Below are 20,143 nucleotides of genomic sequence, written 5' to 3'. Positions count from 1 at the left end.
TTGCCCAGTATGTCACAGGGGCACTTCTTTCGCGAAGTCGCGAGCATAGGTTTAGGAGCACAAAGGAGCAGTACCACGAAACCTGAGGTGAAGGGTTTTGCCCAGTTTGTGCTTCTGATGCAGGAGGCCAGTTTTCCACCGGCCCCGCTGGCAAGACCCCGGAATGGCTTCAAGGCGTATCGACATTCCATTTGTATGGGTCTTAAATGCCGTGGCCTTAAAGGCATCATGGCCCGACCATTGCGGCCATGTCAAGAGTCTCCGGCAAGACGGACAGGGATCGCGATCTCGCGCGTCTGGGCGCGGCGATTCGTGCTCGCCGTCTTGCGCGCGAGCTATCTCAGGAGGCGTTGGCGGGTCTGGCGGAAATCGAGCGTTCCCATATGGGAAAGATCGAGCGGGGGGAGCGGAACGTGACCATGCTCAACGTGATCCGTATCGCCCGCGCGATCGACTGCAAACCTTCCGAGCTGTTGGCCGACGCCGATCTCTGATTTTCTTCGGGACGGAGGCAGGCGCAAAGCATTCCTGCTGCCGCTGACAAGGTAAGCAGGCACTTTTGTTCCTCCGCAGTATCTCCACTACTCCGGCAACGGAATGAACTCGTCCCGATCATGGGGCGGCAGCGGGATGCGGCCGCTCTTCCAGTCGGCCTTGGCCTGTTCGATGCGCTCCCGGGTGGAGGAGACGAAGTTCCACCACACGTGGCGTTCGCCCACCGGCTCGCCGCCCAGCAGCATCAGCGTCGCGGCGCCTTCGGCGCGCACCGTGGGCCGCGCGTCCGGCGCCAGCACCGCGAGCTGGCCGCGCATCACCACGCGGCCGTCCACCTCCACCCGGCCGGCGGCCACGTAGAACGCGCGTTCCGGGTAGTCGGCCGGCACTTCCAGGTGGGCGTCGGGCTGCAGTTCGGCGTGGATGTAGAACAGCGGCGACAGGGTGCGCACCGGGCTGGTCTCGCCCCAGGCGCTGCCGGCGATCAGGCGCATGTGGGCGCCGTCGCGCACCAGTTGCGGCAGTTCGCGGGCGGCATAGTGGTCGAAGGCGGGTTCGGCTTCCTCGTGTTCGTCCGGCAGGGCCACCCAGGCCTGCAGCAGTTCCAGCCCGCCGCCGGCGAAGGATTCGGGGTGGCGGAAGCGTTCCGAGTGGGAGATGCCGCGCCCGGCGGTCATCCAGTTCACGTCGCCGGGGCGGATTTCCTGGATCACGCCCAGGCTGTCGCGATGCACGATCATGCCGGAGCGCAGGTAGCTCACCGTGGCCAGGCCGATGTGGGGATGGGGGCGCACGTCGGCTCCGGCGATGTCCCGCGGCGCCAGGCTGAGGGGGCCGGCGTGGTCGAGGAAGATGAACGGCCCCACCATGCGCCGCTTGGCGTAAGGCAGCGCGCGCAGCACCTTCACGCCGTTGCCCAGGTCCCCCGGGCGGGCGTCGATCAGCAGCTCGATCATCGGCGCGACCCGCAGGGATGGAGGTCGGCGCCGCAGCGCTCGAATTCACCCAGCGGGCGGTTGAAGGTGTATTCCAGCGGGTCGCCTATCCACTCGCGCGCGGTTTCGCCCACGGTGCCGGTCGGTATGGTGAAGGGCAGGGCGATGATGAAGCCGGCGGTGCCGATCACCGCGCCCACCAGGCCGAGGGGGCGCACCACGACGAGGTCCACCGCCATGTCGGCGCCGCGGTCGCCGGTCACCGGCCCGTGGTCTTCCGCCAGCGCCCCGCGCGCCGGTGCGAGCGCCAGCGCCACGGCCAGCGCCAGCGTGATGGCGCAACGTCCCGATGTGCTCGTTCCCATCGCATCCTCCGCTTTTCCGTTCCCGTCAGTATGGACCGCGGCACGCTGTCAGGCCACCGCTCCGGTTCGGGATCTTGCTCCCGTCGCACCCCGGTCTATGCTGATTACATCGATCCGGGCATGCCGGCAGGGAGGAGGAGACCATGTACATCGTGACCAATCGCGAAGTGGACGAAACCCAGCACGACGTGGCCAAGGCCTTCGGCGCCGTGCCCAACCCGCGCGGACCCAACGAGCTGCGCTTTGCCGAGGCCTGGCGCGAAGGCAAGCGCTGGAAGGTGGACATCCTCCCCGACCAGCCCACCCCGGCGATGCTGGCCGAGGTCGGCATCGTCCCGCCCGTCGACCCGGCCACCGGCCAGCCGCTGCCGGTCTATGCCAGCAGCTACGTCGCCCGCAAGCTGCACGCGCGCATCAACCCGAAGGCGGCCGGCGGCCGTGGCAAGGGCTGCAACCTGCTGTTCTTCGTGCATGGCTACAACAACAACGTGCAGGCCGTGCTCGACCGCGCCGAGCAACTGCAGGCCAACTACGGCGTCGAGGTGCTGCCCTTCTCGTGGCCGGCCAACGGCGGCGGCGCCAAGGGCGTGGTCAGCTACAAGAGCGACAAGCGCGACGCGCTGGCCTCCACCGGCGCGCTGGACCGCTGTCTGGCGCGGCTGGAGGAAATCCTGCTCGGCATCCATGCCGAGCACGTGCGCCAGGTGGAGGCCGAGGCCAACCGCCGCTTCCCGGACGACGCCGAGCGCTGGGACCGCTTCTTCTCCGCCCAGGCGCACAAGCGCTGCCCCTTCACTGTAAACATGATGCTGCACAGCATGGGCAACTACGTGTTCAAGCACCTGCTGAAATCCTCGGTGTACCGCGGCGACCACCTGGTGTTCGACAACGTGGTGCTGGTCGCCGCCGACACCAACAACGAAGCTCATGCCGGGTGGGTGGACCGCATCCAGTGCCGCGGGCGGGTGTACGTCACCCTCAACGAGCGCGACGCCGCACTGCAGGCCTCCCGCATGAAGCTGGGCGAACAGCAGAAGGCGCGCCTGGGCCACTACCCGCATTACCTCGACTCGCGCCAGGCGGTGTACGTGGATTTCACCGAGCAGCCCTGGGTGGGCGACTCCCATGCCTATTTCGAGGACAAGCCGCTGAAGAACCCCAGGGTGAAGGCCTTCTTCCACGCCGCCCTCAACGGCACCTTCGCCGAGACCGGGCTGCCCTTCGACATCGCGCGCAACATGTACCGCATCGGCTAGGGCGCGGGGCGGCCGGATTGGCTACCATGGACGGGTTTTTCCATCCCGGCCCGCCATAACCCGCATGCCCCGCTTCCTGCATACCGCCGACTGGCAGATCGGCAAGCTGTTCGGCCAGTTCGACGCCGACGAGGCCGCCCTGCTCGCCGAAGAGCGTTTCGCCGCCGTCGAGCGCCTGGCGCAACTGGCCGCCGTGCACGGCGTGGATGCCGTGCTGGTCGCGGGCGACGTGTTCGACGCCCAGACCGTGGCCGAGCGCAGCATCCACCGCCTGTTCCACGCCATGTCCGGCTTTTCCGGGCGCTGGCTGCTCCTGCCCGGCAACCACGACGCGGCGCTGGCCGAATCGGTATGGACGCGCGCCGCGCGCCTGAACGCCATCCCGCCCGAAGTCACGGTCTGCCTGCGCCCCGAGCCGGTGCTGCTGGAAGCCGCCGGCACGGCGGTGCTGCCGGCGCCACTCACCCAGCGCAACACCCACGCCGACCTCACCGACTGGTTCGCCGCCGCGGCCACGCCCCCCGGCTTCGTGCGCATCGGGCTGGCCCACGGCAGCGTGCAGGGCATCCTGGCGGAAGACATCGACTCCCCCAACCCCATCGCCGCCGGCTGCGCGGAGAGCGCCCGCCTGGACTACCTGGCCCTGGGCGACTGGCACGGCACGCGGCAGATCGACGCGCGCACCTGGTACGCCGGCACGCCGGAAACGGACCGCTTCCGCGCCAACGATTCCGGGCAGGCGCTGCTGGTGGACATCGCCGCCCCCGGCGCCCTGCCCGCGGTGACGACCGTGGCGACCGGCCGCTACCGCTGGCGGGAGCTGGCTGCCGAACTGCAGGTGGGGAGCGATCTCGACCTGCTCGCCGAACGCCTGGCCGCCTTCGGCCCCGCCGACGTGCTGCGCCTGGAGGTGGCCGGGCGCTGCGACCTGGCCGGTCACCGGCGGCTTGAGGAGGCCATCGCCCAGGCCCGCGGCCGCGCCCGCAGCCTGGCGGCGGACCTGTCCGCGCTGCTTCTCACGCCCACCGCCGAGGACATCGAGGCCCTGGCCGTCGACGGCTATCTGGGCGAAGTCGTCGCCGAACTGCAGGCCGCCCAGCAGGCGGCCGACCCGGATGCGGCGCAGACGGCCCGCGACGCCCTGGTGCTGCTCGCCGGGCTGCTGGACGCCCGCGGCCCGGTGGCGGGAGGGCGGCCATGAAACTCACCCGCATCCGCATCGAGCAGTTCCGCCAGTTCCGCGCGCCGCTGGAAATCCGCGACCTGGCGTCGGGGCTGAACCTCTTCACCGGCCCCAACGAGGCAGGCAAGAGCACGGTGGTGGCCGCCATCCGCGCCGCCTTCTTCGAGCGCCACCGCTCCGGCACCGTGGACCACCTGCGCCCCTGGAGCGACCCGGCCGCCGCGCCCACGGTGGAGCTGGACTTCGAGCTCGGCGGCCAGCCCTGCCGGCTGGCCAAGACCTTCCTGGCGAAGAAGCGCTGCACGCTGCAGATCGGCCGCGAGGCGCTGGACGGGGAGGAGGCCGAGAACCGCCTCGCCGAACTGCTGGGCTTCCAGCACGCCGGGCGCGGTGCCAGCAAGGCCGAGCACTGGGGCATCCCCGGCCTGTTGTGGATAGAGCAGGGCACCGGCCACGAGCTGCGGGAGGCGGTCGCCCATGCCACCGACCACCTGAGGAGCGCCCTGGACGCGTCGCTGGGCGAAGTGGCGGCCAGCGGCGGCGACGAACTGCTGGCCACGGTGGAAGCCCGGCGCAACGAACTGCTGACCGAGGCCGGCAGACGTGCGCGCGGCGTATACAAGGAAGCGCTGGAACGGGAAGCGGCCCTGGCCGCCGAACTGGCCGACCTGGACGAGACCATCGCCCGCTACCGCCAGCGTGTGGATGCCCTTGCCGCCCTGCGCCGGGAACACGCCGCCGACGAGGCCGAACAGCCGTGGCAGGACTTCCGCGCCCGCGAGCGGGAGGCCGCCGAACGGCTGGACGCCGTCCGGGGGCTGGAAACGGCGCTGGCCGCCGAGCGCCAGCGCGCCGAACAGGTCGGCCGCCGCACGGCGCTGCTGCGCGACCAGCTCGCCGCTGCCGAGCGCGAGGAGCTGGCGCGCGCCGGGCGGGCCGCCGCGGAAGAGGAGGCCCGGCGGTTGCTCGCCGCCACCGCAGAGCCGGCCGCCCAATGGCAGGCCCGCCTGGGCGAAGCGGAGCGTGCGCTGGAGGCCGCCCGCGCCGTGCTGAGCCGCGCCCGCCGGCACGACGCCCGCACCCGGCTCGCCCGCGAGGCCGAGGAATCCGTCCGCCTGCGGGATGCCGCCGCCGCCCGCCTGAAGGAAGCCGAAACCGCCCAGGCCAGCCTGCTCGACCTGCAGCGCCAAGCCGCCGCCAGCGCCATCCCGCCGTCCGAGTTGAAGGAGCTGCGCGAGCAGGCGCGCGACCTGGCCGAAGTGGAAATCCGCCGCAGCGCCGCCGCCACCCGCATCCGCTACGCCCTGCAGGCCGGGGCGAGCCTGCGGCTGGACGGCGAAATGCTCGCCGGCGAGGGCGAACGGGAGCTGCCGGCTGCCGCCGCGCTGGAACTGCCCGGCCTCGGGCGGCTGGAGATCGTTCCCGGCGGACGGGACCTCGCCGAACTCGACGCCCGCGCCCGCGACCTCGCCGACCGCCAGGCGGCGCTGCTCGCCCGCCTCGGGCTGGCCTCGCCGGAGGCGGCGGAAGCCCGCGTGCTCGACCACGCCCGGCAGCAGAACCTGTTGGTGGGTGCCCAGGCCACCCTCAAGGCGCTCGCTCTCCAGGGCGTGGACGCCCTGCGTGCCGAACAGGCCGTGCTGGCCGCCCAGGCCGACACAGCCACCCAGGCATTGGCCGAACTGCCGGCAGCGGAAGAGGGCGCGGAGCGTCCCCCCACCGTCGGCCAGGCCGAAGCCGCCGAACGGGCCGCCGCCGAGTCGCTGGCCGCCATCCAGGCCGACCTGCAGCAGGCCCGGCTGAACGAGGCCGGGGCGCGCAGCCGGCTGGAGGCCGCCGTGCGCGAACACGCCGCCGCCCGCGCATCGTGCGAAGCCCCCGAGCGGGCCGGACGCCTCGCCGCCGCGCGCAGCGAGCTCACCGACACGCGTGCCGAGGAAGCCACGCTCGCCGCCCGCATGGGCGACCTGCAGCAGCAGATCGCCGCCGCCCGCCCGGACATCCTGCAGCAGGACGTGGCGCGCTACCGCGCCAGCGCCGACGAACTGGAAAAGCGCTACCGCAGCCGCCGCGACGAGCTGATGCGCCTGGAAGTGGAACTGCAGACCGAAGGCGCCCAGGGGCAGGACGAACGCCGCGCCGAACTCGCCCGCGACCACGCCCAGGCCCGGCGGCGTGCGGCCGAACTGAGCCGCCGCGCGCAGGCCCTGGACCTGTTGCTCACCCTGCTGCGCGACAAGCGCCGCGCGCTGACCCGCCGTCTGCAGGCGCCGCTGCAGAAGCACCTGAACCGCTATCTGCAACTGCTGTTCCCGCAGGCCAGCCTGGAAATCGACGAGGACCTCGCCCCCGGGCCGCTCACCCGCGGCGCCGAGAGCGGGGACTTCGACGCCCTGAGCTTCGGCGCGCGCGAGCAGATGGGGGTGATCGCCCGCCTGGCCTACGCCGATCTTCTCGCCGAAGCCGGCCGCCCGACGCTGATCATCCTGGACGACGCCCTGGTGCACAGCGACGCCGAGCGCCTGGCGCAGATGAAGCGGGTGCTGTTCGACGCCGCCACGCGCCACCAGATCCTGTTGTTCACCTGCCACCCGGCCGACTGGCGCGACCTGGGCGTGGCGGCGCGTTCGCTGGAGGCGTTACGGGCGGGATGAGGATGGCCCCGGTGCTCCGTGCGGGGCCGGCCGCGGCGGGGCGGAGCTGTCAGCCAGCCGCCCGGCACGCGACATGCGCCGGCCTCGTGGGCCGGCGCCTGCGGCGTGCCGGGGGTGCTGAATCTTCAGTGGGGCAGGAGGTGGTGCGAACGCAGTTGCGCAGCGAGCGTGTGCGCGGCGCGGCGGATGATGCGGCCCATGGCGTGCCAGGCGGCGGCAATGGCATCGCCGAGGGCTTCGTCGCGCAGGCGGCGCGCTTCGCGGATGCGGTACTGAACAAAGATGTAGTCGTCCATTGTGTGGCTCCTTGACATCGGTAACCCGTCGTGTGGGTGCGGTGCTAATCTAGCGTTGCGCATTGCGCTGCAACAAACGATCATTTGTCAGCCGATGCCTGAGAAAAATTCACCTATATGGCTTATCGCCTGCCGCCGCTCAACGCGTTGCGCGCCTTCGAGGCGGCGGCGCGCCATCTGAGTTTCAAGCTCGCCGCCGAGGAACTGGCGGTGACGCCGACCGCGATCAGCCACCAGATTCGCGGGCTGGAGGAATATCTGGGCTGTGCCCTGTTCCGGCGCCTGACGCGGGCGCTGGAACTCACGCCCCAGGGCGAGGCGCTGCTGCCCAAGGTGCGCGAGGGGCTGGAGTGCTTTGCCGGGGCGGTGGCGCAGGTCCGCGCGCTCGGTCCGCTCACGCGGCTGGTGGTCGTGGCGCCGCCGTCCTTCGCGTCGCGCTGGCTGGTGCCGCGCCTGCAGGGCTTCGGGCAGCGCGAACCGCAGATCGAACTGCACCTGTCGGCTTCGGCGCGCATGATCGACGGGGGCGAGGCGCCGGGCAGCCCGTCGATGGTGATCCGCCCGCCGCGCGGCGAGGGGCCGGAGGCGTGGATTCGCTACGGCACCGGCCGCTACCCCGGCTTCCGCGTGGAGCGCCTGTTCATGCCCGAGTACACCGCGGTGTGCAGCCCCGTGCTGCTGCGCGCCAAGCGGCCGCTACGCAAGCCGGGGGATCTGCGCTACCACCTGCTGATCCACGACGACACCATCCCGCTCGAACGCGAGCGCCCGAGCTGGGCCGACTGGCTGCGGGCCGCCGGCGTGAGCGGCGTGGATGCATCCGCCGGTCCCCACTTCACCGATTCCGGGCTCGCCATCGCCGCGGCGGCCGACGGGCTGGGCGTGGCGCTGCTGTCGCGCCCGCTGGTGGCCGGCGAGATTGCCGCAGGGCGGCTGGTGGCGCCCTTCGACGTCACCATCAACCGCAACTACGCCTACTTCCTGATCACCCGCCCCGACTCCGCCGGCCAGCCCGCCATCGAGGCCTTCCGCGCCTGGCTGGTGCAGGAAGCTGCCGGCGCCATGGCCTCCGCAGCGTCCCCGGCTGTCATCGCCGGGCCCGCGACCGGGCCGTAGGGCCGGCCGCGGGCGGGCGGAAACGTCAATCCGCCCCGTGCCGGCGCGCCGAGGTGATCCACAGGCTGGCAATGACCGATACCGCGAGGATGATCGCCACCACGCCCAGCGAGATGCCCATGGGGATCTTCACCCATTCCACGATCAGCATCTTGGCGCCGATGAACACCAGGATGGCGGCCAGGCCGTATTTCAGATACTCGAAGCGGTCGCCCAGGTCGGCGAGCAGGAAGAACATCGCGCGCAGGCCGAGAATGGCGAACAGGTTGGAGGTGAGCACGATGAAGGGGTCGGTGGTGATGGCGAAGATGGCCGGGATGCTGTCCACGGCGAACACCACGTCGGAGATCTCCACCAGCACCAGGGTGAGGAAGAGCGGCGTCATCATGCGCACGCCGTCACGCACGACGAAGAAGCGCTCGCCCTCCAGCCGTTCAGTGACCGGGTAGTGCCTGCGTATCCAGCGGATGAAGGGGTTCTTGGCCAGATCCGGGTCGTGTTCGGCGGCCCACACCATCTTGATGCCGGTGGCCACCAGGAAGGCGCCGAAGATGTAGAGAATCCAGTGGAACTCGGAGATCAGCAGGCTGCCGGCGAGGATCAGCACGGTGCGCAGCGCGATGGCGCCGACGATGCCGTACAGCAGCACGCGGCGCTGCAGTTCCAGCGGCACCGCGAAATAGCTGAAGATCATCATCCAGACGAAGATGTTGTCGACGGCGAGCGACTTCTCCACCAGGTAGCCGGTCAGGAAGGCCAGCGCCTTCTCGTTGGCGACCGCGCGCCCCACGTTGGCGTCCAGGTACCACCACAGGCCCAGGTTGAAGAGCAGCGCCACGGCGACCCAGGCCGCCGACCACGCCGCCGCTTCCTTCAGCGACACGCGGTGCTGCTTGCCGCCCTTGAAGACGACGAGGTCCAGCGCCAGCATGGCCGCCACGATGGCGGCGAACGCCGCCCACATCCACCAGGTACCGATCGATTGCACGACAGAAACTCCGCTGCAGAAAAACAAAATGGCCCGTTCCCGAAGGACACAGGCCATGCGTGGGAGTCTTTGCGTACGCGAGCCTTGCCCTCCGGCAAGGTCTCGCTTGCAACCGTGGTTGCCCGCAGCACCGGGAGGCGGCCTGGCGGCCGGCCTGCCGTGATGACGATGCTGCGGCTGAGAAGCTACTCCCCTTGGTGGCGTGCAGTGTATGCATTGCCTTGCCAAAGTCAACACGCCCCCGGGCCCCGTGCGGATGACAAAGCGCAAGGAATCCGGCATGATCGGCCGACCCAACCGGATGAAGGATGCCGCGGGATCGAGCACGATCCCGCCCTATGAGTCGTTCCATATCGATCGCGGCCGCCGGGCCGGCCCGCTCCGCCCACCGCACCGTCTCTACCGGGCGAAGCCGCCCGCGCCCTTCATTGGCCGCAGCTCGCGGCACCCGGACTTCTGCCGCCGCTCTCGCGGCCGGCGCGGCGTTCGGCGCCTTCGTGCGCCCATACTCCTTCCCAACCCATTCCCAAGTGCCTGGCGGCAGGACTGCGCACGTCCCGACCGCCACGCCTCCCATGTCATGGAAATCCTGATACTCGTAGCCCTGATCCTGCTCAACGGCCTCTTCGCCATGTCGGAGATCGCGCTGGTGGCGGCCCGCCGCGCGCGTCTCGCCCGCCTCGCCGAAGAGGGCGACGGCGCGGCCGCGGTCGCCGTCAAGCTGGGCGAGGACCCGACCCGCTTCCTGTCCACGATCCAGATCGGCATCACCTCCATCGGCATCCTCAACGGCATCGTCGGCGAGGCGGCGCTGGCCGGGCCGCTGGCCAAGTGGCTGCAGACGCTGGGGGCGGCCGAAGGGCCGAGTTCGCTCGGCGCCACGGTGCTGGTGGTGGTGGTGATCACCTACGTGTCCATCGTCATCGGCGAACTGGTGCCCAAGCGCCTGGGCCAGATCAACCCGGAAGGCATCGCCCGCCTGGTGGCGCGGCCGATGAACATGCTGGCGATCGCCTCGCGCCCCTTCGTGCGCCTGCTGTCCGGCTCCACCGTCATGCTGCTGCGCCTGCTGGGCCAGCGCGAAAACCAGGGCCCGAGCGTGACCGAGGAAGAAATCCACGCCATGCTGGACGAGGGTACCGAAGCCGGCGTCATCGAGAAGAGCGAACACGAGATGGTGCGCAACGTGTTCCGCCTGGACGAACGCCAGCTCGCCTCGCTGATGGTGCCGCGCTCGGACATCGTGTGGCTGGACGTGAGCCACCCGCTCGACGAGAACCTGGCGCTGATCGCCGCCACCGACCATTCGCGCTTTCCGGTCTGTCGCGGCGGTCCGGACGAGATCCTCGGCGTGATCAGCGCCAAGCAGCTCTTCATCCAGACCGTGCGCGGCGTACCGGTGGACCTGGCGCAGGACCTCCTGCCGCCGGTGTACGTGCCCGAATCGCTCACCGGCATGGAGCTGCTGGAACAGTTCCGTGCTTCCGGCACCGACATGGTGTTCGTCATCGACGAATACGGCGAGGTGCAGGGCATCGTCACGCTGCACGACCTGATCGAATCGGTGACCGGCGAATTCGTGCCCAGCGACACCGCGGAGGGCTGGGCGGTGCAGCGTGAGGACGGCTCCTGGCTGCTCGACGGCCTCATCCCCATCGTCGAGATGAAGGACAGGCTGGGCTTCAAGACCGTGCCGGAGGAGGAGAAGGGGCGCTACCACACCCTGTCCGGCATGATGATGTGGCTGCTGGGGCGCCTGCCCGGCACCGGCGACGTGGCCACCTGGGAAGGCTGGCGGCTGGAGGTCGTCGACCTGGACGGCAAGCGCATCGACAAGGTGCTGGCCATGCGCCTGCCGAACGCCGAGGCCGATGCGGCCGCCGAAGGCGAGCCGGCGGAACCGGCGGGCGATTAGCCCATGATCGACCAGGTCGCCGAAAGACTGGTGCGCCGCGCCATCGTCGGCTTCCTGCTGGGCGGGCTGCTGCTGCTCGGCTACTCGGTGCTGCATCTGTTCATCGTGCCGGTGGCCTGGGCCGTCATCGTCGCCTACGCCACCTGGCCCCTATACCGCCGCCTGCGCGACCGGCTGGTGCGCCAGCCCGTGGCGAGCGCGCTGCTGATGGCGCTGCTGGTCACCGCCGCCTTCGTGCTGCCAGCCCTGTGGATGGGCATCCTGCTGCGCGGCGAGCTTGGTTCGGCCATCGCGGCGATCACCGCGCAGATCCGCCAGGGCCCGCCGGTGCTGCCGGAATTCGTGCGCGCCCTGCCCTGGCTGGGCGACTACCTGCAGCAGCTCATCGACGAGATCGTCGGCGACCCGGAGGCCTTCCGCCGCCAGCTCACCGCCTGGGTCAGCCAGGGCTCCGACCACCTCGTGCGCCTGGTGGGCGACGTGGGGCGCAACGCCGCCAAGCTGGGCTTCGCGCTGATCACCCTGTTCTTCCTGTACCGCGACGGCGAGCACGTGCTGGACCAGGTGCGGCGCGTGCTCTACCGCTTTCTCGGCACCCGCATCGACGCCTACCTCGTCGCCGTCGGCAGCACAACCAAGGCGGTGGTGTGGGGCATCGTCCTCACCGCGTTGGCGCAGGGTATCGTGGCCGGGCTGGGCTACTGGTGGGCCGGCATGCAGGCGCCGGCGCTGCTGGGCGCGGCCACCGCGCTGATCGCCATGGTCCCCTTCGGCGCGCCGCTGGCCTGGGGCTCGGTCGCCGCCTGGCTGCTGGTGCGCGGCGACGTCGCCGCCGGCCTCGGCCTGATCGCCTGGGGCGTGCTGGTGGTGAGCTGGGTGGACAACCTGGTGCGCCCGCTGGTCATCAGCAATGCCACCCGGATTCCCTTCCTGCTGGTGATGTTCGGCGTGCTGGGCGGCCTGGCGGCCTTCGGCCTGGTGGGCCTCTTCCTCGGCCCGGTGATCCTCGCCGTGCTGATGGCGGTGTGGCGGGAATGGATAGAGGAATCGGACCTCAACCCGCCGCCATCCCCGGCGCCGGAGGCGGGCAGGGCGGACACGCCGCCCGGCCCGTCCAATCCGTAAGGGCCTGCTTCAGCCCAGGCCGAAACCCTTGCTCAACAGCAGCAGGACGCCCATGCCGGCGATGAAGGGCAGCCAGGGGTTGCGCGAGCGCAAGCACACCAGGGTCACCACGACGGCGGCGGCCAGCCTCGGGTTGAAGGGCGAGAGTTCGCCGTCCGCCAGCAGTACGTCCGGCGCCACCAGCGCCGCCAGCGCGGCGGCCGGGGCGTAGCGCAGCGCGCGTTGCAGGGTGGCGGGCAGGCGGGCGCGCTCGCCGGGGATGATGAAGCTGCCGCGGGTCAGTATCGTCGTGCTGCCGATCGCGGCCAGCGTGATCCACAGCCATAGGCCTTCGCTCATGCCCGCCTCCCGCCGCGCTGCCAGTGTTCGGCGGCGAAGCCCGCCGCGATGCCGAGGGCGATGCCGGCGATCATGCCGAGCTTGAGCGGCAACCCCCGCAGCAGCACCGTGCCCAGGCCGCCGACGAGCGCGGCGACCAGCATCGGCCGGGTGGCGCTCATGGGCACCAGCATGACCAGCAGTGCGATGGTGGCCATGAATTCCAGCGACCAGTTGGCGGGCAGCACGCCGGCGCCCAGAACGCCGACCAGGGTGAAGGTCTGCCACAGTACCCAGCACCACGCCGAGGGGGCGATGTAACAGCCCCAGCGCCAGTGCGGATCGTCGGACTTGAGGATGCGCTCGGAGAGGACGGCGAACACGCCGTCCACCAGCAGGTAGCTGGAGAACACGCGCCGCCGCCGGGTGTAGCCGGCAAAGGCCGGGGCGAGGGCGGCGGAGAAGATCACGAAGCGCAGGTTGAGCACCAGCGCGGTGAGCACCAGCAGCCACAGGGGTGCGCCGGCGGCGATCAGGGGCAGGGTGCCGAGCTGGGCGGTGCCGGCGTAGACGATGGCGTTCATGCCCATCGCTTCCAGCGGGGAGAGGCCGATGGAGCGCATGGCCACGCCGGTGACCACCGCCCAGGGCACGATGCCCACCGACAGCGGCAGGAAGGCGCGGAAACCTTCGGCGGCGCCGCGCTTGAAGGAGTCGTTGAACATGGGGTCGGGGTCTTGTTCTTGTGCAAAGGCCGAAAGGCGACAGCTTATCGAACCGGCGCCAGGGTGTGGCCCGTATTGTAGGAGCGGGCTTGCCCGCGATGCGGCCTGCGGGAAAATGAACGCCGCATCGCGGGCAAGCCCGCTCCTACCCGGAGGTCGACGCAAAACGGGGCAGCGCGAACGCTGCCCCGTGGTTCCCCGTGTGCCCGCCGGGTTTCAGCCGATGGCCGAGGCGGACTTGGCCTGCTGGCGCAACGCGAACTTCTGGATCTTGCCGGTGGAGGTCTTGGGCAGCACGCAGAACTCGATGTGCCTGGGCACCTTGTAGCGCGCCAGGTGCGCGCGGCAGTGCTCGACGATGTCCTCGGCGGTCACGTTGCTGCCGTCCTTGATCTCGATGTAGGCCGCCGGCACTTCGCCCCACTTCTCGTCGGGCCTGGCGACCACGGCGGCGGTGAGCACGGCGGGGTGGCGGTAGAGCACTTCCTCCACTTCCAGGGAGGAGATGTTCTCGCCGCCGGAGATGATGATGTCCTTGGACCGGTCCTTGATCTTGACGTAGCCGTCCGGCTGCATGACGCCCAGGTCGCCGGTGTGGAACCAGCCGCCGGAGAAGGCTTCCCGCGTGGCCTTCTCGTTCTTCAGGTAGCCCTTCATGACGATGTTGCCGCGGAACATCAGCTCGCCCATGGTCTCACCGTCGGCGGGCACCGCCTGCATGGTCTGCGGGTCCATCACCGTCAGCGCCTCCTGCATGTGATGGCGCACGCCCTGGCGGCCGTTGCGCTCGGCGCGGCGGTCGATGGGCAGATCGTTCCATTCCGGGTGCTTGGCGCACACCGAGGCCGGGCCGTAGGTCTCGGTGAGGCCGTACACGTGGGTGATGTCGAAGCCGATCTTCTCGGCACCCTCGATGATGGCCGCCGGGGGCGCGGCGCCGGCGATCAGGCCCGCCACGCTGTGTTCGATGCCGGCGCGCAGGCCGTCCGGGGCGTTGATCAGCAGGCCGTACACGATGGGCGCGCCGCACATGTGGGTGACGTGGTGCGAGCGGATCAGCTCGTAGATCAGCGCCGGGTCCACCTTGCGCAGGCAGACGTTGACGCCCGCGTTGGCCGCCATGGTCCACGGGAAGCACCAGCCGTTGCAGTGGAACATGGGCAGCGTCCACAGGTACACGGCGTGCTGCGGCATGCCCCAGGAGATGATGTTGGAGGCGGCGTTGAGATAGGCGCCGCGATGGTGGTAGACCACGCCCTTGGGGTTGCCGGTGGTGCCGGAGGTGTAGTTCAGCGCGATGGCGTCCCATTCGTCGCGCGGCAGTTCCCAGGCGTAGTCCGGGTCGCCGGAGGCGAGGAAGTCCTCGTACTCGATCTCTCCCAGGCGGTCCTTGCCGGGGAACTCGTCGTCCAGCGCGTCGATCACCAGCGGCTTCGGCCCTTCCAGCAGGTCGAGCGCGGCGCGCACGGTGGGGGCGAATTCCGGGTCGGTGATCAGCACCTTGGCTTCGCCGTGGGTCAGCATGAAGGCGATGGCTTCCGCGTCCAGGCGGGTGTTCAGCGTGTTCAGCACGGCGCCGGTCATGGGGATGCCGAAATGGGCATCCACCATGGCCGGCACGTTGGGCAGCATCACCGCCACCGTGTCGCCGCGCCCCACGCCGCGCTGCACCAGCGCGCTCGCCAGGCGGCGACAGCGTTCGTAGGTCTGGCCCCAGGTGTAGCGGCGCGCGCCGTGGATCACGGACGTGCGGTTCGGGTAAACGCAGGCGCTGCGTTCCAGGTAGGACAGCGGCGACAGCGGCACGTAGTTGGCGGGATTGCGGTCCAGGCCCTGCTCGTATGCGGATTGGGACACCTGATTCTCCTTCCTTCGGTCTTGGTCTTGTGGGCGGGGACATACGCTTGCGTATGGCTCCGGCCTGACCGGCGAACATGGCAGATGAAGTTGTCGGAAGTTGCGTGGAAATGTACGAAATCGTGTCGCCGGTGCCATCCGCGCCTGCCGGGGCGCGGGTAGAATCGGAACTGCCGGGGTTCCCCGGCGTGCCGTCCGCCCCGCACCATGAGTTTCCCCGCCATCCTGCCTGCCATCGCTTCGCCTGCCGCCGGCCCCGCTGCGGTGGACGACGCCCTCTACCGCCGCATGGTCGGCGGCGCGCTGGAACTGCTCGACGAAGGCGTGACCGTGTTCGATGCCGGGCTGCGCCTGGTCGCCTGGAACGGCCGCTTCGCCGAACTGCTCGACTACCCCGCCGAACTGCTGGCGGCCGGCACGCCCTACGAGCGCTTCGTGCGCCACAACGCGGCGCGCGGCGAATATGGCGCCATGGATGCCGCCGGGATCGAAACCGAAGTGGCCGCGCGCATGGCCGCGGCGCGCAGCTTCCACCCCCATCGCACGCGCTGGGTGCGCCCCGGCGGGCGGGTGCTGGAACTGCGCGGCCAGCCGCTGCCGGACGAGGGCGGCTTCGTCATCTTCTATTCCGACATCACCGACCTGCAGCACCGCCAGGACGAGATCGAGCGCCACAAGGCGGAACTGGAGGCGCACATCCAGCGCCGCACCGCCGAGCTCACCGCCGCCAACGCGGAACTGACCGCGGCCATCGAGAAGAACCGCGAGATCACCGTCGCCCTGCGCTACAGCGAGGCCCGCCTGCGCCAGATCACCGACGCGATTCCGGCGCACATCGCCTACGTGGACGGGAGCCTGGCCTACCGCTACGCCAACCGGCGCTATGCGGAGTGGTTCGGCTGGACCCCCGCGCGCATCGTCGGCCAGCCCGTGGCCGCGGTGGTCGGCCCGCGCCTGTTCGAGCAGGTGGCCGAGCCGCTGCGCCGTGCGCTCTCCGGCGAGGAAGTGAGCTACGAGTACACGCTGGCGGGTACGCCGGCCAGTGCGGACGGCGGCGAGCGCCACGCGCGCAGCACGCTGGTGCCGGACTTCAGCCCGGCCGGCGAGGTGCTGGGCTGCTTCGTGCACGGGGTGGACATCACCGAGCAGCACCGCACCCGGAGCGCCTTCGCCCAGGCCCAGAAGATGGAGGCCGTGGGCCAGCTCACCGGCGGCCTGGCGCACGACTTCAACAACATGCTGACCGTGGTCGCCGGCAACCTCAACGAACTGCGCGGGTTGCGCGCCGACGACACGGTGGTGGCCGAATACGTGGAGCCGGCGCTGCTCGCCGCCGGCCGCGGCGCGGCGCTGATCCGCCGCCTGCTCGCCTTCGCCCGCCAGCAGCCCCTGTCGCCGCGCGCGGTGGCGGCGGGCGCGCTGATCCACGGCCTCACCCGCCTGCTGCGCCGCTCCCTGCCGGAGAACATCGCCATCCTCACCACGGCCGGCGACCCGGAACCGGTGGCGCTGGCCGACCCCCACCAGCTCGAAAGCGCGCTGCTCAACCTGGCCCTGAACGCCCGCGACGCCATGCCCAACGGCGGCGAACTGCGCATCGCGGCCGGCATCGAGACGCTGACGCCCGCGGTCGCGGCCGACCTGGAACTGGCGTCGGGGGACTACGTGCAGATCAGCGTCGCCGACAACGGCCAGGGCATGGACGGCAGCACGCTGGCGCGTGCCTTCGAGCCCTTCTTCACCACCAAGAAGGCGAACGGCGGCAGCGGCCTGGGGCTGGCCATGGTGTATGGCTTCGTCAAGCAGTCCGGCGGCGGCGTGCGCATCCGCAGCCGCCAGGCCTGCGGCACCACGGTGGCGCTGCTGCTGCCCTGCGCCGAAGGCGGCGACGGCGCTGCGGACGAAGGCCTCGCCACGGCGGGCGATCCGGCACGCTGGCTGCAAGGGCGCATGGTGCTGCTGGCCGAGGACGACGCGGAAGTGCGCCGCGTGGTGCGCCAGCAGCTCGCCGCGCTCGGCTGCGCGGTGCTGGAAGCGGAGAGCGGCGACGAGGCCGCCGACCTGCTGGAGACGATACCGGCCATCGCGCTGCTGGTGTCCGACGTGGTCATGCCCGGCAGCCTGGACGGCCACGCCCTGGCCCGCTTCGCCCGCGGCTTCCGCCCCGGGCTGCCGGTGATCCTGATGAGCGGCTACACGGACGCGGCCGGCAGCATCGGCGACGACCTGGCGCCGCCCCTGCTGCCCAAGCCCTTCACCCGCGAGGGGCTGTACGCCGCGCTGGCGCGCATCGCGCCGGCCATGCCCGCAGGAGACGGCGATGGTGCGTGAGGACGAGCTGGTCTACATCGTCGAGGACGACGCGGCGGTCGCGCGGCTGCTCCGCGGCGCGCTGGAGAAGTACGATTTCCCCACCGAGAGCTTCGCCACCGGCGCCGCGCTGCTGGAACGCATCCGCCACCGCCCGCCCGGCGTGTGCATCCTCGACCTGGGCCTGCCGGACATGGACGGCCTGGAACTGGTGCGCCGCATCCGCGCCCACCACGCCTTCGGCCTGCTGATCCTCACCGGGCGAGGCGACACCCACGACCGCGTGAGCGGCCTGGAGCTGGGCGCGGACGACTACATGGTCAAGCCCTTCGAGCCCCGCGAACTGATCGCCCGCGTGCGCAGCATCCTGCGCCGTTACCGTCCCGCCGCGCTCGCCGAAGGCGAACCGCCGCGCGTGGCCGAGTTCGCCGGCTGGCGCTTCGATTCCGCCACCCACGTCCTCACCGGGCCGGACGGGCGCAGCGAAGACCTCAGTCTGGCCGAAGCCACCCTGCTGCGCCGCCTGCTGGAACGGCCCAACCAGATCCTGTCGCGGGAGCAGCTCCTGGACGGGCGCAGCCTGGAGGCCCTGGACCGCAGCATAGACCTGCGCGTGTCGCGCCTGCGCAAGCGCCTGGAGGACAACTCCCAGCATGCGCGGCTGATCAAGACGGTGTATGGGGCGGGCTACCTGCTGTGCGCCGAGGTGCGCTGGTCGTAGGAGCGGGCTTGCCCGCGATGCGGCGGCTCCGGGTGCAAACAAAACCGCATCGCGGGCAAGCCCGCTCCCACAGCGAAGTGCGGGGCGAAGGGGCCGCCGTCAGTTCCCCGCCCCCAGCAGGCCGTGCTGGCGCAGGTACTGCTGGATGATCTCCAGCCGGCTCACCACGTCGTCCAGTTCCAGCAGCGCCTGGCGGGCGCGCGCCGGGATGGGCAGCAGTTCGGCGTAGCGGGCGCCCACCCAGGCCGCATCGGCGAAGCGCAGGGGTTCGGGCAGGGGGTTGCCGGCCTCGCTGGCGATGGCGCCGAGCAGGGGCAGGATGTCCGCCTGGGCGTCGGGCACGGCCTGGGCCGGCGGTTCGTCCAGCCAGCGCACCGTGGCGGTGAGCAGGCCGTCGGCCTCCACGGCGTGGTCTTCGATGCGGAAGCGGCGGCGGCCGCGCACGACGATGGACAGCATGCCCGGCTCGGTCATGTCCCAACTCTCGATCCTCGCCTCGGTGCCGATGAGGTGGGGCACCGCCGCCTCCCCCACCTCGCGGCCGGCGGCGATCAGGCACACGCCGAAGCCGGACTCGTCCCGCAGGCAGCGGGCGATCATGTCGATGTAGCGCGCCTCGAACACCCGCAGCGGCAGCAGGCCTTCCGGGAACAGCACGGTGCCCAGGGGAAACAGGGGCAGGCGGGCGGTTTCATTGGCCATCGCGTGCCTCCCCGCCTTCAGTGCCTTCCTCGCCCCAGCGCGGCACCAGCCCGTGCGCCACGCCGAGCTGGTCCAGGATGCGCGCGACGACGAAATCGACCAGATCCTCGATGCGCTGCGGATGGTGGTAGAAGCCCGGGTTGGGGGGCAGGATCACCACCCCCAGGCGGGCGAGCCTGAGCATGTTCTCCAGGTGGATGGCGGAAAACGGCGTCTCGCGCGGCACCAGCACCAGCTTGCGGCCTTCCTTGACGACCACGTCGGCGGCGCGCTCGATCAGGTTCTGGGCCAGGCCGGCGGCGATGGCCGCCAGCGTGCCCATCGTACACGGGCACACCACCATGGCGTCGGGTGCGCCGGAGCCGGAGGCCGGCGGCGCGAACCATTCCTCGCGGCCGAACACGCGCAGGCGGCCGCCGGCGTCGTTGAAGCGGGCGCGCAGCGCGGCCTGCACCTCGGCCGGCCGCGACGGCAGCTCCAGCCCCATCTCCTGGCGCGCGACCACCTGCGCCACCTGGGAATACAGCAGCCACACCCGGCAGCCGGCGGCCAGCAGGCATTCCACGAGCCGGATGCCATAGGGCATGCCGGAGGCGCCGGTGAAGGCGACGGCGACGGTCTGGGTCATGAGGCGGGCTGGAGTGGACGGGCCGTTAGTGTTGCACGCCCGTCCCGTCAGGGAAAGCCGCGGGCGCACCCGTGCCGCCTGCTGCGGATGGCTGCAGATTACTTCAGCCGGTAGTGGAAGGTGTTGCGGATGCCGGGCACGGCGACGGCGCGGCCGTCCACGATGCGCGGCTCGTAGCGGAAGGCGCGCGCGGCGGCGATGGACGGGCGGACGAAGAGCGGATGGCAGTCCTCCTGCGCCTGCGGGTCTTCCACCCGGCCCTGGGCGTTGACCGTATAGCTCACCGTGCAGTCGCCCTGGATGCCCAGTTCCTCGGCGCGCGGCGGATAGGCGGGGGCGCGTTTTTCCACCGGCAGGTAGGCGCGGCTGGGGGCGGTGGGCACTGCCCGGGGTTCCGCGGCCGGTGGGGCAGGCTCCGCCACAATGGGTGCCGGTGGCGTGGGTGTTTCGGGAACCGCCTGCGGCGCGGGTGCCGCTGCGATGGGGCGGGGCGTCGGGGCCGGTCGCGGCATGGGCTTCGCCGCCGGCCTGGGGGGCGGCTCGGGGGCGGGCGG

19 protein-coding genes are annotated in these 20,143 nt (G+C 70.9%); 9 read left to right on the top strand and 10 right to left on the bottom strand.

The window, feature by feature from the left end:
* Positions 1–248 precede the first annotated feature (248 nt).
* On the top strand, positions 249–494 hold the full coding sequence (locus tag E6O51_RS18595; protein ID WP_136386515.1) for a helix-turn-helix domain-containing protein: 246 nt from the start codon (positions 249–251) through the stop codon (positions 492–494).
* Positions 495–581: 87 nt separating this feature from the next.
* On the opposite strand, the gene E6O51_RS18590 is transcribed toward E6O51_RS18595, so the two are convergent.
* Both E6O51_RS18590 and E6O51_RS18585 read right to left on the bottom strand, forming a co-directional pair.
* Entirely contained in the window at positions 582–1,451 is an 870-nt protein-coding gene (locus E6O51_RS18590) for a pirin family protein (RefSeq protein ID WP_136386514.1), read from the bottom strand.
* Positions 1,448–1,795, bottom strand: a complete 348-nt coding sequence (locus E6O51_RS18585) for a hypothetical protein (protein ID WP_136386513.1) — start codon at positions 1,793–1,795, stop codon at positions 1,448–1,450. Before E6O51_RS18585 ends, E6O51_RS18590 begins: the two co-directional genes overlap by 4 nt.
* A 143-nt stretch (positions 1,796–1,938) precedes the next feature.
* Here E6O51_RS18585 and E6O51_RS18580 point away from each other — a divergent pair, with 143 nt between their 5' ends.
* The 3 genes from E6O51_RS18580 to E6O51_RS18570 all read left to right on the top strand — a co-directional run bounded on the left by E6O51_RS18580 (position 1,939) and on the right by E6O51_RS18570 (position 6,888).
* The gene (locus E6O51_RS18580; RefSeq protein WP_136386512.1) at positions 1,939–3,051 is read left to right on the top strand and encodes an alpha/beta hydrolase; all 1,113 of its coding nucleotides are present in this window, start codon (positions 1,939–1,941) and stop codon (positions 3,049–3,051) included.
* A gap of 64 nt (positions 3,052–3,115) precedes the next feature.
* Positions 3,116–4,252 carry a metallophosphoesterase family protein gene (locus E6O51_RS18575; RefSeq protein ID WP_136386511.1) on the top strand — a complete coding sequence of 379 codons (1,137 nt, stop codon included), beginning with the start codon at positions 3,116–3,118 and terminating at the stop codon, positions 4,250–4,252.
* Complete coding sequence (locus E6O51_RS18570) at positions 4,249–6,888, top strand: AAA family ATPase (protein WP_136386510.1); 2,640 nt, start codon at positions 4,249–4,251, stop codon at positions 6,886–6,888. Before E6O51_RS18575 ends, E6O51_RS18570 begins: the two co-directional genes overlap by 4 nt.
* Positions 6,889–7,013: 125 nt before the next feature.
* Here E6O51_RS18570 and E6O51_RS21935 read toward each other — a convergent pair whose 3' ends face one another.
* Positions 7,014–7,184 (bottom strand): hypothetical protein, encoded by a 171-nt coding sequence (locus E6O51_RS21935; RefSeq protein WP_168735332.1) that lies wholly within the window; start codon positions 7,182–7,184, stop codon positions 7,014–7,016.
* Between the two features lie 117 nt (positions 7,185–7,301).
* Here E6O51_RS21935 and gcvA point away from each other — a divergent pair, with 117 nt between their 5' ends.
* The gene (gene gcvA / locus E6O51_RS18565) at positions 7,302–8,300 is read left to right on the top strand and encodes a transcriptional regulator GcvA (protein WP_136386509.1); all 999 of its coding nucleotides are present in this window, start codon (positions 7,302–7,304) and stop codon (positions 8,298–8,300) included.
* Positions 8,301–8,325: 25 nt separating this feature from the next.
* Here gcvA and E6O51_RS18560 read toward each other — a convergent pair whose 3' ends face one another.
* Positions 8,326–9,288, bottom strand: coding sequence for a TerC family protein (locus E6O51_RS18560; RefSeq protein WP_136386508.1), 963 nt, complete (start codon positions 9,286–9,288; stop codon positions 8,326–8,328).
* Positions 9,289–9,868: 580 nt separating this feature from the next.
* On the opposite strand from E6O51_RS18560, the gene E6O51_RS18555 reads away from it, so the two are divergent.
* Both E6O51_RS18555 and E6O51_RS18550 read left to right on the top strand, forming a co-directional pair.
* Positions 9,869–11,203, top strand: coding sequence for a hemolysin family protein (locus E6O51_RS18555; RefSeq protein ID WP_136386507.1), 1,335 nt, complete (start codon positions 9,869–9,871; stop codon positions 11,201–11,203).
* Positions 11,204–11,206: 3 nt separating this feature from the next.
* On the top strand, positions 11,207–12,328 hold the full coding sequence (locus tag E6O51_RS18550) for an AI-2E family transporter (protein WP_136386506.1): 1,122 nt from the start codon (positions 11,207–11,209) through the stop codon (positions 12,326–12,328).
* A gap of 9 nt (positions 12,329–12,337) precedes the next feature.
* On the opposite strand, the gene E6O51_RS18545 is transcribed toward E6O51_RS18550, so the two are convergent.
* The 3 genes from E6O51_RS18545 to E6O51_RS18535 all read right to left on the bottom strand — a co-directional run bounded on the left by E6O51_RS18545 (position 12,338) and on the right by E6O51_RS18535 (position 15,228).
* Complete coding sequence (locus tag E6O51_RS18545; protein ID WP_136386505.1) at positions 12,338–12,667, bottom strand: AzlD domain-containing protein; 330 nt, start codon at positions 12,665–12,667, stop codon at positions 12,338–12,340.
* Positions 12,664–13,371: an AzlC family ABC transporter permease gene (locus E6O51_RS18540; RefSeq protein ID WP_136386504.1), complete on the bottom strand. Its 708-nt coding sequence runs from the start codon at positions 13,369–13,371 to the stop codon at positions 12,664–12,666. The genes E6O51_RS18545 and E6O51_RS18540 overlap by 4 nt, the downstream gene beginning before the upstream one ends.
* Positions 13,372–13,587: 216 nt before the next feature.
* Positions 13,588–15,228 carry an acyl-CoA synthetase gene (locus E6O51_RS18535; protein ID WP_211091460.1) on the bottom strand — a complete coding sequence of 547 codons (1,641 nt, stop codon included), beginning with the start codon at positions 15,226–15,228 and terminating at the stop codon, positions 13,588–13,590.
* Positions 15,229–15,435: 207 nt separating this feature from the next.
* On the opposite strand from E6O51_RS18535, the gene E6O51_RS18530 reads away from it, so the two are divergent.
* Together E6O51_RS18530 and E6O51_RS18525 are read left to right on the top strand one after the other, a co-directional pair.
* Positions 15,436–17,559, top strand: coding sequence for a PAS-domain containing protein (locus E6O51_RS18530; protein WP_230976846.1), 2,124 nt, complete (start codon positions 15,436–15,438; stop codon positions 17,557–17,559).
* Positions 17,549–18,259, top strand: coding sequence for a response regulator transcription factor (locus tag E6O51_RS18525; RefSeq protein ID WP_136386502.1), 711 nt, complete (start codon positions 17,549–17,551; stop codon positions 18,257–18,259). Before E6O51_RS18530 ends, E6O51_RS18525 begins: the two co-directional genes overlap by 11 nt.
* Before the next feature lie 99 nt (positions 18,260–18,358).
* Here the strand turns inward: E6O51_RS18525 and E6O51_RS18520 are convergent, their stop codons facing one another.
* The 3 genes from E6O51_RS18520 to E6O51_RS22110 form a co-directional block, all read right to left on the bottom strand.
* Positions 18,359–18,961 carry an LON peptidase substrate-binding domain-containing protein gene (locus tag E6O51_RS18520; RefSeq protein ID WP_136386501.1) on the bottom strand — a complete coding sequence of 201 codons (603 nt, stop codon included), beginning with the start codon at positions 18,959–18,961 and terminating at the stop codon, positions 18,359–18,361.
* Positions 18,951–19,589 (bottom strand): flavin prenyltransferase UbiX, encoded by a 639-nt coding sequence (locus tag E6O51_RS18515; protein WP_136386500.1) that lies wholly within the window; start codon positions 19,587–19,589, stop codon positions 18,951–18,953. Before E6O51_RS18515 ends, E6O51_RS18520 begins: the two co-directional genes overlap by 11 nt.
* 98 nt (positions 19,590–19,687) lie before the next feature.
* Positions 19,688–19,972, bottom strand: coding sequence for an energy transducer TonB (locus E6O51_RS22110; RefSeq protein ID WP_211091459.1), 285 nt, complete (start codon positions 19,970–19,972; stop codon positions 19,688–19,690).
* Positions 19,973–20,143 lie beyond the last annotated feature (171 nt).

The organism is Pseudothauera rhizosphaerae (assembly GCF_004801305.1).
GTDB classification, from domain to species: domain Bacteria; phylum Pseudomonadota; class Gammaproteobacteria; order Burkholderiales; family Rhodocyclaceae; genus Pseudothauera; species Pseudothauera rhizosphaerae.
Note: the sequence above shows the minus strand (reverse complement) of the source record. Positions and strands in the feature narration are given on the sequence as shown.